We start from the raw sequence: 16254 nt of genomic DNA, 5'->3' as shown, positions 1-16254 counted from the left end.
GGCCGCTGTTGGGTGAAACGGCCGGGGACGGTCGGACGTGACGTTCAGCCGGTGAGTTCGTCGGCGAGGGCCCGCAGGGCGAGCCGGTAGGAGCCGATACCGAAGCCGGCGACGGTGCCGCTGGCGACCGCCGCGACCACGGACGTGTGGCGGAACTCCTCCCGCGCGTACGGGTTGGAGATGTGCACCTCGATGAGGGGGGCGGTGCGCTGGGCGGCCGCGTCCCTCATCCCGTACGAGTAGTGCGTGAAGGCGCCCGGGTTGATCACGACCGGAATCGAACCGTCGGCCGCCTCGTGCAGCCAGCGGATCATCTCGCCCTCGTCGTTCGTCTCGCGTACGTCGACGTCGAAGCCGAGCTCCTTGCCGAGGGCCTGGCAGGTGTCCACCAGGCCCGCGTAGGACGTCGCGCCGTACACGTCGGGCTCGCGGGAACCGAGGCGGCCGAGGTTGGGGCCGTTGAGGACCAGCACCTTGCGGCTCATGAGGCGACCTCCCCGTACGCCGCGACGAGCACGGCCGGATCCGGGCCTTCGAGGACGGTCGGCTTGGCGAGACCGTCGAGGACGATGAACCGCAGCAGGTCGCCGCGGGACTTCTTGTCGACCTTCATGGTCTCCAGCAGCTTGGGCCACTGGTCGCCGCGGTAGGTGAGCGGGAGGCCGACGGACTCCAGGACGGTGCGGTGCCGGTCGGCGGTGGCGTCGTCCAGGCGGCCCGCGAGCCGGCCGAGTTCGGCCGCGAAGACCATGCCGACCGAGACGGCGGCGCCGTGGCGCCACTTGTAGCGCTCGTTCTTCTCGATGGCGTGGGCGAGGGTGTGACCGTAGTTGAGGATCTCGCGGAGGCCGGACTCCTTGAGGTCGGACGAGACGACGTCCGCCTTGACGCGGATCGAACGCTCGATGAGCTCGGCGGTGTGCGGGCCCTCGGGCGTACGGGCCGCGGCCGGGTCCTCCTCGATCAGGTCCAGGATCACCGGGTCGGCGATGAAACCGGCCTTGATGATCTCGGCCAGGCCGCTGACGTAGTCGTGGACCGGCAGCGAGTCCAGCGCGGCGAGGTCGCACAGGACGCCCGTCGGCGGGTGGAAGGCGCCGACGAGGTTCTTGCCCTCGGCGGTGTTGATGCCGGTCTTGCCGCCGACGGCCGCGTCGACCATCGCCAGGACGGTGGTGGGGACGGCGATCCAGCGCACGCCACGCAGCCAGGTGGCCGCCACGAAGCCGGCGAGGTCGGTGGTGGCACCGCCGCCCACGCCGACGATGACGTCGGTGCGGGTGAAGCCGGTCTGGCCGAGCGCCTTCCAGCAGTACGACGCGACCTCGGCGGTCTTGGCCTCCTCGGCGTTCGGCACCTGGATGGCGACCGCCTCGTACCCCTGCTCGGCAAGGTCGGCGCGCAACGCCTCGCCCGTCTCGGCGAGCGCCTCGGGGTGGATGACGGCGACGCGCTTGGCCCGGTCGCCGATGAGACCGGGCAACTCGCCCAGCAGCTGCCGGCCGACCAGCACCTCGTACGCGTCGGTGCCGGCCGAGCCGCCGACCTGGATACGGGTCACTGCCTGGTCAGTCACTTCTTCAGCTCCAGTGCGTCGAGGACCGCCTCGGCGACCTCTTCGGGGGTCTTGTCGTCGGTGGCCACGACCACCCGGGCGACTTCGGTGTACAGGTGGCGCCGGGCCTCCATCAGCTCGCGCCACTGGCGCCGCGGGTTCACGGCGAGCAGCGGGCGGGCGGTGTTCAGGCCGACGCGGCGGACCGCCTCCTCGACGTCCATCGACAGATAGACGACCGGGAGGCCGGAGAGGCGCTCCCGGCTGCCGGCGTCGAGGACGGCGCCGCCGCCGAGGGCGAGGACGCCCGTGTGCTCGGCGACGGCGGCCCGTACGGCCTCGCGTTCGAGGGCCCGGAAGTGTTCTTCGCCGTCCTCGATGAAGATGTCGGAGATCTCGCGTCCCTCGGCGGCCACGATGTCCGCGTCCGTGTCCCGGTAGGGCACGCCGAGCCGCTCGGCGAGCAGCGCGCCCACGGTGGACTTGCCGGAGCCCATCGGCCCGACCAGGACGATCAGCGGGCCGGTGCTCACCGGATGTGGAGGTTGTCGAGGTACGAGCGGACGTTGCGGCGGGTCTCCGTCACGCTGTCGCCGCCGAACTTCTCCGCGACGGCGTCCGCGAGGACCAGGGCGACCATCGCCTCGGCGACGATGCCGGCCGCCGGGACCGCGCACACGTCGGAGCGCTGGTGGTGCGCGGCGGTGGCCTCGCCGGTCACGACGTCGACGGTCTTGAGCGCCCGGGGCACGGTCGCGATGGGCTTCATCGCGGCGCGTACGCGCAGCAGCTCGCCCGTGGTCAGACCGCCCTCGGTGCCTCCGGAGCGGCCGGAGGTGCGCTTGAGGCCCTCGTCGGTGGCGACGATCTCGTCGTGCGCCTTGGAGCCGGGCACGCGGGCCAGGTCGAAGCCGTCGCCGACCTCGACGCCCTTGATGGCCTGGATGCCCATGAGGGCGGCGGCCAGGCGGGCGTCCAGACGCCGGTCCCAGTGGACGTGCGAGCCGAGGCCGACGGGTACGCCGTAGGCGAGGACCTCGACGACGCCGCCGAGGGTGTCGCCGTCCTTGTGGGCCTGGTCGATCTCGGCGACCATCGCCTTCGACGCGTCCGCGTCCAGGCAGCGCACCGGGTCGGCGTCCAGCTTCTCGACGTCGGCCGGGGTCGGGTACACGCCGTACGGGGCCTTGGCGGCGGCCAGCTCGACGACGTGCGACACGATCTCGATGCCGGCCGTCTCCTTGAGGTACGAGCGGGCGACCGCGCCCAGCGCGACGCGCGCGGCGGTCTCACGGGCGCTGGCGCGCTCCAGGACCGGCCGGGCCTCGTCGAAGCCGTACTTCTGCATGCCGGCCAGGTCGGCATGGCCGGGCCGGGGCCGGGTCAGCGGGGCGTTACGGGCCAGTTCGGCGAGCTCGGCCGGGTCGACCGGGTCGGCCGCCATGACCTTCTCCCACTTGGGCCACTCGGTGTTGCCGACCATCACGGCGACGGGCGAGCCCATGGTCAGGCCGTGGCGTACGCCTCCGAGGAAGGTCACCTCGTCGCGCTCGAACTTCATGCGCGCGCCGCGCCCATAGCCGAGGCGCCGACGGGCCAGGTGGTCCGCCACCATCTCCGTGGTGATCGGGACACCGGCGGGAAGACCCTCCAGCGTCGCCACCAGTGCGGGGCCGTGCGACTCCCCGGCGGTCAGCCAGCGCAACCTGCTCAACGGTGCTCCTCATGCTCGCGCCTCGACTGCGACGGCGCGACCGGGTGCGCGGCCCCGGCCCGCCTCCACTGATCCTCCCATGTCCGGGGCCGGTACCGATGGCCGGTCCAGAAGACGGACGCCCGGTCCGTCAGGCGGACACCCGAGAGCATCAGGCGCGGACGGCGTCCCGGATCTTCACGGCCGCGAACCACAGGAGGAGCGCCGCCATGATCCCGAGGAAGGTCCACTCCAGCCACTCCGGCAGGAACCCGAGGAAGAGGTTGACGAACCGGCCTCCCGACGACGCCAGTACCTGCCCGTGCTCCACAGCCCGCCCCTGCCCTGCCCGCGCCGGCGCTCCGGCCGCGCTTCACTCGTTCGACCGGGCGGAGCCTATCCGGCGGCGAGGGCCCGTTCCCCGGCGGCCCTCATGACCGCGAGCGGCGCGGGGCTGCGGCCGGTCATCTGCTCCACCTGGAGGACGGCCTGGTGGACGAGGAGGTCGAGCCCGCCGACCACCGCGCCCCCGCGGGCCGACCAGGCGGCCGCCAGAGCGGTCGGCCACGGGTCGTAGAGCACGTCGAAGAGGGTGCCCGGCCGGTCGGGGACCGCGGCGGCGAGCGCGTCGGTCGTCCCGGCGGGCGTTGTGGCGATCACCAGCGGCGCCCGCAGCCCCTCGGCCGCGTCCGACCAGTCGGCGGTACGCACCTGGATGCCGAGGCGCTCGCCCCAGCCGCGCATCTCGGCGGCGCGGGCCTCGCTGCGTACGTACGCGGTGACGGGCCCGGTGCACACTCGGGACAGCGCGGCGAGCGCCGAGGACGCGGTGGCGCCCGCGCCGAGCACGGCGGCGGTCTCCACCTTCTCCACGCCCCGCTCCCGCAGCGCGGCGATCATGCCGGGGATGTCGGTGTTGTCGCCGACGCGGCGGCCGTCCTCGGTGAAGACGACCGTGTTGACGGCCTCGACGGAGGCGGCCGTATCGGTGATCTCGTCGAGCAGCGGGATGACGGCCCGCTTGAGCGGCATGGTCAGCGACAGTCCGGCCCAGGACGCGTCCAGCTCCTCGAGGAACCCGGGGAGCCGGGCCTCGTCCACCTCGTGCCTGCCGTACGACCAGTCGGTGAGGCCCAGCTCGGCGTAGGCGGCCCGGTGCAGCACCGGGGAGAGGGAGTGGGCGATCGGCGACCCGAGGACGGCGGCGCGCTTCACTGTGCTCACTGGCCGGACTTCTCCCGTTCCTTTTCGTACTCCTCGACGTTCCGGTTGTGCTCCTCGTTGGTCACCGAGAACACCGTCTTGTCCTCGTTGATGGAAACGAAGTAGTACCAGGGACCCGGTGTCGGCTTCAGCGCGGAATCGATGGCGTCGACACCTGGATTACTGATGGGGCCGGGGGTGAGGCCCTTGATGTCATAGGTGTTGTACGGATCGTCGATCTTGCGCAGATCCGCGACCGCACCGACGTCGAGGGTGCTTTCTTCCTTGATGTAGTTGATGGTCGAGTCGAATTCGAGCCGGCCGACCGTCTCGATGTTGTTCGGCTGGAGGCGGTTGTAGACGACGCGGGCCACCTTGTCGAAGTCGCGCTTGTACTTGCCTTCGACCTGGACCAGGCTCGCGACGGTCAGGAGTTCCCACGGGCCCTTCAGGCCGAGGGACTTGGCCTTCGTCTCGATGTCGAGCTTGCCGTATTCGGCGTTCGCCCGGGCGACCATCTTCCGGAGGACGTCCTCCGGCTTGGTGCCCTTGGCCACCGGGTAACTCGCCGGGAAGAGGAACCCTTCCAGCGGGTCCTTGACATCGGGATGGCCGGTGGCCCAGTCCGGCAGGCCGAGGTTCTTCGCCTTCGCCTTGGCGACCGACTCCGTCGTCCCCGGTTTCAGTTCGAGCTTTTTGTCGATCTGTGCGTAGACGTAGGCGCTCCGCTTCCCTTCCGGAATGGTGAGAGCGTTCCGGTTGTCCGGATTCAGCAAGGCCTCGACGGCACTGGCGGCGGACATGCCCTTCTTGAGCGTGTAGACGCCGTCCTGGATGCTCTTGCCCTCAGGGTTCTTCTCCTGGGCGGAGACGAAGGCCCCCTGGCTCTTGACCACGCCCTTCTCCACGAGAAGTGCGGCGATCTCGTAACCACCCGCGCCCTTCGGGATCTCCACCTGGACGGTTTCGTTCGTGCCGTCCCCGGTGAAGTCGGGGGCCGCGCCGAACTGGCCCTGCCAGAACTGGTAGCCGACGTAGCCGACGCCGCCTGCGCCACCCGCCATGACCAGGGCGACGACCAGGCAGGCGAGGCCGTTGCGGCTCTTTTTCTTCTTCTGCTTACCGCCCCGGCGCCCCTGGCCGCCGCCGCGCCTCGATCCGGCCGGCTCGTCGTCGTAGCCGTCGTCCCCGTCGTCGTCGGTGGCGCCGTCCGAGAAGAACGGGTGGCTCTCCTCCTCCGGCTCGTCGCGCGCCGGCTCCGGCTCGGGCTCGGCCCGCCGCTGGCCCGGGGGCTGCGGCGGCGGGTACGCCTCGGGGGTGCCGTACAGGTCGGGGGCCTGGGCGCCGTACGGGTCGGCCGGGCCCGACGCCCCGTAGGGCATCGCCGCCTGCTGGCCGGTGTCCCAGCCGCCGGTGTCGTACGGCCGGCCCGCGTAGGCCTGCTGGGCGTACCCCTGCTGAGGGTCGGCCTGTTGTTGCGGGTGGCCCTGCTGAGGGAACTGGCCCTGTTCGGGGTGGTGGCCCTGCTGGGGGTGGTGACCTTGTTCGGGGTGGTGGCCCTGCTGGGGATACTGGCCCTGCTGGGCGTGGTGGTCCTGCGCCCCCTGGTACTGCTGTTCTGTGTAACCCTGCTGCGGCTGCTGCTGGTACGGGTCGTGCTGGTTCCCGTACTCCGTCTGCTGGTAGTAGGCCTGCTGACCTTCCCACCCCGGGTGCCCGTGCGCCGGGTCCTCGGGGTGCCACGGTTCGGAGCCGGAGCTCCGGCCATACTCAGTCATCGATCCCCAAACAGCCGCGAGGCGTCCGGACGATCCGCCTCTACGTAGCGCGGCGGCTGTTCGAACACCGCCGCGTAGCGGGGAACGTTACCGTACCGCGATCAGATGACCACTTCGACGCCCTCTCCGGGCGGATTACCTGATACCCGTTCGGACTCAAGAGCGTTCTGAAGGATGATCACAGCGGCTGCCTGATCGATGACAGACCGCCCCTTTTTGGACTTCACGCCCGACGCGCGCAGCCCCTGAGTGGCCGTCACTGTGGTCATCCTCTCGTCCACGAGCCGAACGGGGACGGGGGATACGCCACGGGCGAGCACCTGGGCGAAGGCGCGGACCTTGGCCGCGGCCGGGCCCTCGCCCCCGCTGAGGGAGCGAGGGAGCCCGACCACGATCTCGATCGGCTCGTACTCCTCGGTGATCTGCTGCAACCGCCGGTGGGCGGCCGGGACATCACGTCCCGGCACGGTCTCCACCGGCGTGGCGAGGACCCCGTCGGGGTCGCACGAGGCGACCCCGATCCGGGCGTCCCCGACGTCGATCGCGAGCCGGCGGCCCCGTCTCATCAGACGGTGTCCGCGACGAGCCGCTCGACGGCGTCCATGGCGTCGCCGATGGCCTCCGGGTTCTGACCGCCGCCCTGGGCGACGTCCGGCTTGCCGCCACCGCCGCCGCCGAGGGTCTTGGCGGCCGTGCGGACCAGCTCGCCGGCCTTGAGACCCCGCTCGCGGGCTGCCTCGTTGGTGGCGATGACCGTCAGCGGACGGCCGTTCGCCGTGGTGAACAGGGCGACGACCGCCGGGCGGTCGCCCGGGATACGGCCACGCACGTCCAGAACCAGCTTGCGCAGGTCGTCGGCGGAGGTGCCGTCGGGGAGCTGTCCGGTCACCAGGGCCACACCGCGTACGTCCTGGGCGCCCTGGGCGAGACCGGCGGCGGCCTGGAGCACCTTCTCGGCGCGGAACTTCTCGATCTCCTTCTCGGCGTCCTTCAGCTTGGCCAGCATGCCGGAGATCTTCTCGGGGAGCTCCTCGGGACGGCCCTTGACCAGCTCCTGGAGCTGGGCGACGACCGTGTGCTCCTTGGCCAGGAAGTTGTACGCGTCGACACCGACGAGGGCCTCGATACGGCGCACACCGGAACCGATCGACGACTCGCCGAGCAGCTTCACCAGACCCAGCTGGGCGGTGTTGTGGACGTGCGTACCGCCGCACAGCTCCTTGGAGAAGTCGCCGATGGTGACGACACGGACCCGCTCGCCGTACTTCTCGCCGAACTCGGCGATGGCGCCCTGACGCTTGGCCTCGTCGATCGCCATGACCTCGGCGTGCACGTCCAGCTCGCGGGCGAGCACCTCGTTGATCTTCTGCTCGACGTCGGTCATGACCGTCTGCGGCACGGCGGACGGCGAGCCGAAGTCGAACCGGAAACGACCGGGCTGGTTCTCCGAACCGGCCTGGGCGGCCGTCGGGCCGAGGGCGTCCCGCAGCGCCTGGTGGGTGAGGTGCGTGGCGCTGTGGGCGCGGGCGATGGCGCGGCGGCGCTTGACGTCGATCGTGGCGTACGCGGTGGAACCGACGGTCACCTCGCCGACCTGGACGGACCCCTTGTGGACGGAGACGCCCGGGACCGGCTGCTGCACGTCGCGCACCTCGATGACGGCGCCGCTGTGCAGCCTGATGCGGCCGGTGTCGGCGATCTGGCCACCGCCCTCGGCGTAGAACGGGGTGCGGTCGAGGACGACCTCGATCTCGTCGCCCTCGGTGGCGGCGGGCGAGGGGACGCCGTTCACCAGCAGGCCGACGACGGTCGTCTCGCCCTCGGTGTTGGTGTAGCCCACGAACTCGGTGGCGCCGGAGGTGTCGGCGATCTCGCGGTAGGCGGAGACGTCGGCGTGGCCGGTCTTCTTGGCCCTGGCGTCGGCCTTGGCGCGCTCCCGCTGCTCCTTCATCAGGCGGCGGAAGCCGTCCTCGTCCACGGAGAGCCCCTGCTCGGCGGCCATCTCCAGGGTGAGGTCGATCGGGAAGCCCCAGGTGTCGTGGAGCAGGAACGCCTTGTCGCCGGGCAGGACCGTGCCGCCGACGGCCTTGGTCTCGGTGACGGCGGTGTCGAGGATGTTGGTGCCGCCCTTGAGGGCCTTGAGGAACGCGGCCTCCTCGGCGAGGGCGACGGCCTCGATGCGCTTGCGGTCGGTCTCCAGCTCCGGGTACTGCTCGCCCATGGTCCGGATGACCGTGTCGACGAGCTCTCCCACGACCGGGCCCGAGGCGCCCAGCATGCGCATGTTGCGGATGGCGCGGCGCATGATGCGGCGCAGCACATAGCCGCGGCCCTCGTTGCCGGGGGTGACGCCGTCGCCGATGAGCATCACGGACGTGCGCATGTGGTCGGCGACCACGCGCAGCGAGACATCGCTCGCGTGGGCCTGGCCGTAGCGCACACCGGTGAGCTCGGTGGCCTTGTCGATGACGACCTTCAGGGTGTCGGTCTCGTACATGTTCTGTACGCCCTGGAGGATCATCGCCAGGCGCTCGAGACCGAGGCCCGTGTCGATGTTCTTGCTCGGCAGGTCACCGAGGATCTCGAAGTCCTCCTTGGAGGTGCCCTCGCCGCGCTCGTACTGCATGAAGACCAGGTTCCAGATCTCCACGTACCGCTCGTCGTTGACGGCCGGGCCGCCCTCGACGCCGAACTCGGGGCCGCGGTCGTAGTTGATCTCGGAGCAGGGGCCGCAGGGGCCGGGGACGCCCATGGACCAGAAGTTGTCCTTCTTGCCCAGGCGCTGGATGCGCTCGGCCGGGACGCCGACGACGTCGCGCCAGATCTGCTCGGCCTCGTCGTCGTCCTGGTAGACGGTGATCCAGAGCTTCTCGGGCTCCAGGCCGTAGCCACCGTGCTCGACGGAGCCGGTCAGCAGCTCCCAGGCGAGCTTGATGGCGCCTTCCTTGAAGTAGTCACCGAAGGAGAAGTTGCCGCACATCTGGAAGAACGTGCCGTGGCGGGTGGTCTTGCCCACCTCTTCGATGTCCGGCGTGCGCACGCACTTCTGGACGCTGGAGGCGCGCGTGTACGGCGGCTTCTCCTCACCCAGGAAGTAGGGCTTGAACGGCACCATGCCGGCGTTGACCAGGAGCAGAGTCGGGTCGTCCGCGATGAGCGACGCCGAAGGGACGACGGTGTGCCCGCGCTCCTCGAAGAAGCTCAGCCAGCGGCGGCGGATTTCAGCCGACTCCATCAGTGGTCCTCATTCCGGTTGTACGAGTGGTTGTCGGGGTAAGGGGGGCGGGTGCGGTCCCGGGGAGTGTCGAGGGCCGCGGCGCGGCGCGGCGCCGGGAGCGCGGGGTCGTCGACGGGTGCCTCCAGGCCCAGCGCCTCGCCCAGTTCGGCCTCGCGTTGGAGCATCCCCGCCCGGACGTCGAGTGCGAACTCCTTGAGCCGGTGGCCGGTCTCGACCGCCTTGTCGGCGGCCTGGGCGGCGAGGCTCTCCGGGGTCAGCTGCTTGAGCTTGCGATTGACCTTGGTGGTGGCCCACACGCCGGCTGCGGCGCCCGCGGTGAACCAGAAAGCACGGCGGAACATCCCTTGCGTCAGCCCTTCCGCTTCCGGCCCCTGGCCCCCGGCACCGTACGGCCGACGATCACCGTACGCCGGGGCTGCTCGGCCGGCCTGTCGTTCTTGTTCCGGCTCATCGCCCGGCGCACGCCGTAGCCGAACGCCGCGACCTTGACGAGCGGTCCACCGAAGGTGGAGGCGACCGTCGTGGAGAGCGCGGAGGCGTTGGACGTGACTTCCTGGACGTCCGACGCGATGGCGTCGACCCGGTCGAGCTGCGTCTGCGCGGAGCGCACGGTCGCGGAGGCGTCGGCCAGCAGCGGAACCGCCTGCTCGGTCACCTCGGCCACGAGTCGGGTGGTCGCCCTGAGCGTCTGGGCCAGCCTCACCAGCACCACGGCCAGGAAGGAGACCAGGATCGCCCAGAAGACGGCGACCAGAATCCCGGCAACCTCTCCACCGGTCACTGCGCACCGCTCTCTGCTCGTCGGACGTCGTCCATCGTTCGTCGTTCGTCATTCGGTCGTCGTACTGGCGAACGCCTTGGAAAGTCGTTCTCCGAGCCTATCGCGCCGACGCTCGCTCGCCGTACCGCATTAGCTGCGCAGCGCGTTACGGGCACGGGGAGGCGGAGTTGCGTGATCCGATTGTACGGAGTGCGCCGACGCCAGTACGCTCCGTGTTCCATGCGACGGAGCAATCTGCCGGCGGAGCTGAACCGGTTCGTCGGGCGCGACGGCGATCTCGGTGAACTGGAGCGGCTGCTGGCGGAGTTCCGGCTCGTCACGGTGGTCGGGGTGGGCGGTGTGGGCAAGTCCCGGCTGGTGCTGCGGGCGGCCGCGGCGGTCGACGTCGGGGCGGAGAAACGCTACTGCGACGGGGTCCGGCTGGCGGAGCTGGCGCCGCTGCGTGATCCGGCCCTGCTGGAGCAGGCCCTGCTCGACGCGCTCGGCCTCACCGACCACACGCGCAGACCCCCGCGCGAGGTGCTGGTCGAGCATCTCGCCGACCGCCGGCTGCTGCTGGTCCTCGACGGCTTCGAACACCTCGTGGACGACTGCGCCGGGCTCGTACGGGAGTTGCTGCGCCGCTCCCCCGGCCTGACCGTGCTGGCCGCCGCCCGCTGTCCGCTGCGGCTGGACGGCGAGGCCGTGATGCCGCTCTCCCCGCTCCCGGACGACGACGCGGTACGGCTGTTCACCGACCGGGCCGCCGCGGCGGCACCGGGTGTCCACGTGGAGGACGCCGGCCCGGTACGGGAACTGTGCCGACGCCTCGACGGGATTCCGCTGGCCCTGGAACTGGCCGCCGGCCGGCTGGCCGTACTCACCGTGGAGCAGATGCTCCACCGGCTCGACGACCGTTTCCGGCTGCTGACCGGCGGCGCTCGGGGAGCACTGCCCCGGCACCAGACCCTGCGGACGGCCATCGGCTGGAGCCATGAGCTGTGCACGCCCCGGGAGCGGCTGCTGTGGGCACGACTGTCGGTGTTCGCCGGCCCCTTCGACCTGGAGGCGGTCGAGTACGTGTGCGGCGGGCCGGAGCTGCCGGCCGACGAGGTGCTGGACGTCGTCGCCGGGCTGGTGACCCAGTCCGTGGTGGTGCGGGAGGAGACTCCCGCGGGCCCGCGCCTGCGGATGCTGGACACGGTCCGGGCGTACGGGGCGGAGTGGCTCGCGGCGCTGGGCGACGAGGAGCGGATGCGGCGACGGCACCGCGACTGGTACATGGGCCTGGCCACCTGGTGCGAGCTGGAATGGTTCAGCCCGCGCCAGGCCGAGGTGGCGGCCTGCGCCGACAGCGCGCTGCCCAATCTGCGGGCGGCCCTGGAGCTGTGCCTGGGAGCGCCGGACGAGGCACACCTGGCGCAGCACCTGGCCGCGACGCTCTGGTTCTCCTGGGTCGGCTGCGGGCGGCTTGCGGAGGGACGGCACTGGCTGGACCAGGCGGTGGCCCTGGAGTCGGGCCACGACGAAGCCCGGCTCCGGGCGCTGTGGGTGCTGGGGTACGTCGCGATCCTCCAGGGCGACAACCCGGCGGCGGTGACGGCGCTGTACGAGTGCGGGGAGGGCGCGGCCCGGACGGGCAACGCGCTGGCCGCCGCGTACACGACCCACCGCATGGGCTGCCTGGCGCTGCTGTCGGACGACATGCCGCGTGCCGAGGACCTGCTGACGCGGGCGCTGACGGCCTACCGCGAGCAGGGCGAGCTGAACAGCCAGGTGCTGATGGGCCAGGTCGAGCTGGCGATGGCGAAGGTCTTCCTGGGTGACCTGGAGACGGCCGTGGCGCTGTGCCAGGAGGTCCGGGAGATCTGCGAGGACCGGGGCGAGCGGTGGACACGGGCGTACGCGCTGTACGTCCTGGCGTACTCGGCGTGGACCCGGGGCGAGCACGGCGAGGCCCGGGAGCTGCTGCGTGAGTGCATCGCCATCGACCACATGTTCAACGACCTCGTCGGACTGGTCCTGGCCATCGAACTGCTCGCGCTGGTGACGGCCGCGGAGGGCGACCCGGCGGAGGCGGCGGTGCTCCAGGGCGCGGCCGCGCCGATGTGGGAGGCGGTGGGGCCGCCGCTCTTCGGCTCGGGCTACTTCAGCGCGCCCCGCGCGTTGTGCGAGCAGCGGGCGGGCGAGGAACTGGGAGCCGAGCGTTTCCGCTCGTACGTCGCGGAGGGCAACGCGTTGCCGCTGGACGCGGCGGTTCTGCGGGCGCTCTCGGGGCGCCCTCTGGACGGGGTGCCACCGCCGCGCGGCGCTACTGCGCGGGCGCGGCGGCCCCGCTGAGCGGGGCGCTGCGTCGGGGCGCCTGCGACCACCCCCGGGCGGGTGCGGAGTCACGGCCGCCCCGGCGTGCGGGGTGTGGCGGCGACCGCCGGTAGGCGTGGGGGCCTGCCGGTACGGGGGCCCTGCGGGTAGCGGGGGGCGGCCTTGCGGCCACCGTCGGTGCGTGGGAGGCGTGGCCCCTCCGGGCTCGACTCCTCGAGGCCGGCGGCCTTGGCTTCCTCGGTCGGGAGCCCTTCCGACGCCGCCAACCTCTGCGGGGACGACCCTGCACGGCCCCACCCCGGCCGGATGCCGGGTGCGGGCCCGGGAACGCGGGAGCCCGCCGCTCCCCTGAGGGAACGGCGGGCTCGACAACCGCGTGAGGGCTACGTCAGCGGGCGTAGTACTCGACGACCAGCTGCTCGTCGCAGATGACCGGGATTTCCTTGCGGTTCGGCTCGCGGTCGAGGCGGAAGGCCAGGGCCTTCAGGTTGACCTGCAGGTAGCGGGGGGTCTCACCGTCGGGGGCGAAGCCGCCCTCACGCGCCACCTGGAACAGGCTCTTGTTGCGGCTGCGCTCGCGGACCATCACGACGTCGTCGGGGCGGACGCGGAACGACGGCTTGTCGACCTTGCCACCGTTGACCTCGATGTGGCCGTGAACGACCATCTGGCGGGCCTGGTAGATGGTGCGGGCGATGCCCGAACGCAGGACCAGGGCGTCGAGGCGGCGCTCGAGCTCGACGACCAGCGCCTCGCCCGTCTTGCCCTCGGCCTTCTTGGCGCGGTCGTAGGCGCGCGCCATCTGGCGCTCGCTGATGTCGTACTGCGCACGCAGACGCTGCTTCTCGAGCAGACGGACCTTGTAGTCCGAGTTCTGCTTGCGGCCACGGCCGTGCTCGCCCGGCGGGTAGGGGCGGGCCTCGAAGTACTTGACGGCCTTCGGCGTCAGCGCGATACCGAGCGCACGAGACTTCTTGACCTTGGGACGCGACTGGTTAGGCACGTTCTCCAGACCTCCGAATTAGGTTAGGTTAGGCTTACCTTAATCAAGGAGATCGCATGTCGAGCCCTGGGAACACCACGCGCATCACAGACAGCAGCACAAAGAGCGATGCTCCTGCTTCGCAGAGCATCGATGTGACGGAGGTCCGATCAGCTCATGGTCAGCCGCGTCCCAGCGGGCTTGAAACCGCCCGGATGCCGTCAGCAGCCGAGCGCACACGAACTCTCGTACAGAGTACATGCTCCGCGGTGCTCATCCTGCCCGGGGCGGACGGGGCCCGGCCGGACGAGCTGATGCCGGAGGCCCGTGTGGTGGGAACGGACGGCGAGGTCTTCCTGCTGTTCCCCGCCGACGCCCCGGCCGTGCGCGCCGCCACGCACGCGCAGGATGACGAGCTGCCCGCGGTGCTGGAGCTGACGGATGTGGCCCCGGTCGCCGTCCCCGACCGCATCCGGGGCCGGGCGTGGGTCTCCGGGTGGCTGACGTGCGCCCCGGGGATCGCCGAGCCGGGGCACATGATGCTGCGCCTGGAGGTCGGCGAGGTGTACGTCGACGACCTGTGGGGCGACGCCGCGGTGAGCCCGGCGGACTTCGCCGAGGCCCTGCCCGACCCGCTCACGGCGTACGAGACGGAGGTGCTCCAGCACCTCGCCGCCGCGCACGACGACCATGTGCAGGGGCTCGGCGGGCTGCTCGCGCACCGCGCCGACGTGCGGCGCGTGGTACCGCTGTCGCTGGACCGGTTCGGGCTGCGGGTGCGCTGCCGCGACACGGCGGGGCGCTCCTTCGACGCACGGTTCGACTTCCCCGAGCCCGTGCGGGACGTCCATGGGCTGCGGCGCGCGATGCGTGCCCTTTTCGACGCGGCGCAGAACTGATCAGGGGCTCCCCTCGCCCCGCAGCCGCTCGCGCACCTTCTCGACCACGTCCGCGTACCGCGCCTCCGCGCCGTACCGCGTGGGTTCGTAGTAGCGCCTGCCGTGGATCTCGTCCGGGGCGTACTGCTGGGCCGCGATACCGCCCGGCACGTCGTGCGGATAGACGTACCGCTGAGCGTGACCGAGCTTGGCCGCGCCCTTGTAGTGCCCGTCGCGGAGATGGGGAGGTACGGGGCCGGCGAGGCCGTTCCGCACGTCCGCCCGGGCGGCGGAGATCGCCGTGGTCGCGGCGTTCGACTTGGGGGCCAGCGCGAGGGCGATCGTGGCGTGGCTCAGGGTGAGAGCCGCCTCCGGGAATCCGATCATGGCCACTGCCTGGGCGGCAGCGACCGCGAGGGGCAGCGCGGCCGGGTCCGCGAGGCCGATGTCCTCGCTCGCCGAGATCATCAGGCGGCGGGCGATGAAACGCGGATCCTCGCCCGCCTCGATCATCCGGGCGAGGTAGTGCAGGGCCGCGTCGACGTCGGAGCCGCGGATGGACTTGATCAGGGCACTGGCCACGTCGTAGTGCTGGTCGCCGTCCCGGTCGTACTTCACCGCCGCCCGGTCCACCGTCTCCTCGAGAGTGGCGAGGGTGATCTCGGTGTCCTTCTTCGCCAGGGCCGCACCGGCCGCCGCCTCCAGCGCGGTCAGCGCCCGGCGGGCGTCGCCGCCCGCGATCCGGACGAGGTGGGCTTCGGCGTCGTCCGGGAGGGTGACCGCGCTGTTGAGACCTCGCTCGTCGGTGAGCGCCCGCTTCAGCAGCCCGCGGATGTCGTCGTCGGTGAGCGGTTCGAGGGTGAGGAGGAGGGAGCGGGAGAGCAGGGGGGAGATCACCGAGAAGTACGGGTTCTCGGTGGTGGCGGCGATGAGGGTGACCCAGCGGTTCTCGACGGCCGGCAGCAGGGAGTCCTGCTGGGCCTTGCTGAAGCGGTGGATCTCGTCGAGGAAGAGCACCGTCTCCTTGCCGAAGCCACCGGCCGCGCGGCGGGCGCCGTCGATGACCGCGCGGACCTCCTTGACGCCCGCGGTGATCGCGGAGAGCTCCACGAACCGCTTGTTGGTCGCCTTGGACACCACGTACGCCAGGGTCGTCTTGCCCGTGCCGGGCGGGCCCCAGAGGATCACCGACGAGGCGCCGGCCGGGCCTCCCGCCCCTTCACCGACCAGTCGGCGCAACGGTGACCCCGGCTTCAGCAGGTGCTGCTGGCCGACGACCTCGTCCAGGGTGCGCGGGCGCATCCGGACCGCCAGCGGACTGCTGGACGGGTCCTTCTCCTGGCGTTCTTCGGCTGCGGCGGTAAAGAGGTCGGGCTCCACATCCAGAAGCGTATGCCAGGCCACTGACAGCCGGTCCGGGGTGGATCAGCTCGTCCAGAAATCCCACCAGCGGGTCAGGATCAGCATCCCGATGATCCCGGTGTGCAGGACGGGCAGCACCCAGGTGAACTCGTCGAGGAAGACCCGGACCGCACGCGGTGCGGGCAGCAGGCCGTTGCGTACGTTGTGCGAGGTGACGTACCAGAACATGACGATCGTGGCGACCCAGGCGAGACTGCACCAGAGGCACAGCGCGTTGATCTCGTACAGCGACTGGTACATGAGCCACATGCAGAAGCCCACACCGAAGAGCGTGCCGGCGTTCAGCCCCAGCCAGTACCAGCGGCGGTAGCGGGCGCCCGCGAGGAGGGCGGTGCCGATGGCGACGACCATGCCGTAGGTGACCAGGCCGAGCATGGGGTTGGGGAAGCCGAAGGCCGAGGCCTGGTCGCTCTTCATGATGTT

General features: G+C 71.3%; 16 protein-coding genes. 2 read left to right on the top strand and 14 right to left on the bottom strand.

The features are described from left to right. Positions 1 to 44: 44 nt before the first annotated feature. The 11 genes from aroQ to ABT360_RS19515 form a co-directional block, all read right to left on the bottom strand. The gene (gene aroQ / locus ABT360_RS19565; protein ID WP_351817653.1) at positions 45 to 485 is read right to left on the bottom strand and encodes a type II 3-dehydroquinate dehydratase; all 441 of its coding nucleotides are present in this window, start codon (positions 483 to 485) and stop codon (positions 45 to 47) included. Continuing rightward, the gene (gene aroB, locus ABT360_RS19560) at positions 482 to 1576 is read right to left on the bottom strand and encodes a 3-dehydroquinate synthase (RefSeq protein ID WP_351817650.1); all 1095 of its coding nucleotides are present in this window, start codon (positions 1574 to 1576) and stop codon (positions 482 to 484) included. The genes aroQ and aroB overlap by 4 nt, the downstream gene beginning before the upstream one ends. Continuing rightward, the gene (locus ABT360_RS19555) at positions 1573 to 2088 is read right to left on the bottom strand and encodes a shikimate kinase (protein ID WP_351817647.1); all 516 of its coding nucleotides are present in this window, start codon (positions 2086 to 2088) and stop codon (positions 1573 to 1575) included. The genes aroB and ABT360_RS19555 overlap by 4 nt, the downstream gene beginning before the upstream one ends. After that, entirely contained in the window at positions 2085 to 3269 is a 1185-nt protein-coding gene (gene aroC / locus ABT360_RS19550) for a chorismate synthase (RefSeq protein ID WP_351817644.1), read from the bottom strand. The genes ABT360_RS19555 and aroC overlap by 4 nt, the downstream gene beginning before the upstream one ends. Before the next feature lie 151 nt (positions 3270 to 3420). Beyond that, positions 3421 to 3579, bottom strand: coding sequence for a hypothetical protein (locus ABT360_RS19545; RefSeq protein WP_351817641.1), 159 nt, complete (start codon positions 3577 to 3579; stop codon positions 3421 to 3423). 65 nt (positions 3580 to 3644) lie between these two features. Continuing rightward, positions 3645 to 4472, bottom strand: coding sequence for a shikimate dehydrogenase (locus tag ABT360_RS19540; protein WP_351817638.1), 828 nt, complete (start codon positions 4470 to 4472; stop codon positions 3645 to 3647). After that, complete coding sequence (mltG, locus tag ABT360_RS19535) at positions 4469 to 6229, bottom strand: endolytic transglycosylase MltG (protein ID WP_351817635.1); 1761 nt, start codon at positions 6227 to 6229, stop codon at positions 4469 to 4471. The genes ABT360_RS19540 and mltG overlap by 4 nt, the downstream gene beginning before the upstream one ends. Before the next feature lie 101 nt (positions 6230 to 6330). Next, a complete protein-coding gene (gene ruvX / locus ABT360_RS19530) occupies positions 6331 to 6795 on the bottom strand; it encodes a Holliday junction resolvase RuvX (RefSeq protein ID WP_351817632.1) in 465 nt (154 codons plus the stop codon). Then, positions 6795 to 9464: an alanine--tRNA ligase gene (gene alaS / locus ABT360_RS19525; protein WP_351817629.1), complete on the bottom strand. Its 2670-nt coding sequence runs from the start codon at positions 9462 to 9464 to the stop codon at positions 6795 to 6797. The genes ruvX and alaS overlap by 1 nt, the downstream gene beginning before the upstream one ends. After that, the gene (locus tag ABT360_RS19520) at positions 9464 to 9808 is read right to left on the bottom strand and encodes a DUF6167 family protein (protein WP_351817626.1); all 345 of its coding nucleotides are present in this window, start codon (positions 9806 to 9808) and stop codon (positions 9464 to 9466) included. The genes alaS and ABT360_RS19520 overlap by 1 nt, the downstream gene beginning before the upstream one ends. An 8-nt stretch (positions 9809 to 9816) precedes the next feature. Further along, positions 9817 to 10248 (bottom strand): DUF948 domain-containing protein, encoded by a 432-nt coding sequence (locus ABT360_RS19515; RefSeq protein ID WP_064068038.1) that lies wholly within the window; start codon positions 10246 to 10248, stop codon positions 9817 to 9819. Positions 10249 to 10467: 219 nt separating this feature from the next. Here ABT360_RS19515 and ABT360_RS19510 point away from each other — a divergent pair, with 219 nt between their 5' ends. Beyond that, the gene (locus ABT360_RS19510) at positions 10468 to 12567 is read left to right on the top strand and encodes an ATP-binding protein (protein ID WP_351817623.1); all 2100 of its coding nucleotides are present in this window, start codon (positions 10468 to 10470) and stop codon (positions 12565 to 12567) included. Between the two features lie 370 nt (positions 12568 to 12937). Here the strand turns inward: ABT360_RS19510 and rpsD are convergent, their stop codons facing one another. Continuing rightward, positions 12938 to 13552 carry a 30S ribosomal protein S4 gene (gene rpsD / locus ABT360_RS19505; protein WP_351817620.1) on the bottom strand — a complete coding sequence of 205 codons (615 nt, stop codon included), beginning with the start codon at positions 13550 to 13552 and terminating at the stop codon, positions 12938 to 12940. 194 nt (positions 13553 to 13746) lie between these two features. On the opposite strand from rpsD, the gene ABT360_RS19500 reads away from it, so the two are divergent. Then, a complete protein-coding gene (locus tag ABT360_RS19500; RefSeq protein WP_351817617.1) occupies positions 13747 to 14430 on the top strand; it encodes a DUF2470 domain-containing protein in 684 nt (227 codons plus the stop codon). Here the strand turns inward: ABT360_RS19500 and ABT360_RS19495 are convergent, their stop codons facing one another. Beyond that, positions 14431 to 15789 carry a replication-associated recombination protein A gene (locus ABT360_RS19495; RefSeq protein WP_351817614.1) on the bottom strand — a complete coding sequence of 453 codons (1359 nt, stop codon included), beginning with the start codon at positions 15787 to 15789 and terminating at the stop codon, positions 14431 to 14433. 45 nt (positions 15790 to 15834) lie between these two features. Then, a partial coding sequence (locus ABT360_RS19490) for a vitamin K epoxide reductase family protein (protein ID WP_351817611.1) occupies positions 15835 to 16254 on the bottom strand: 420 nt, incomplete at its 5' end.

This window comes from Streptomyces sp. NPDC000229, from assembly GCF_040300825.1.
Lineage (GTDB): Bacteria > Actinomycetota > Actinomycetes > Streptomycetales > Streptomycetaceae > Streptomyces.
The sequence above is the reverse complement of the archived record's forward strand: the minus strand, read 5'-3'. Positions and strand labels throughout refer to the sequence as shown.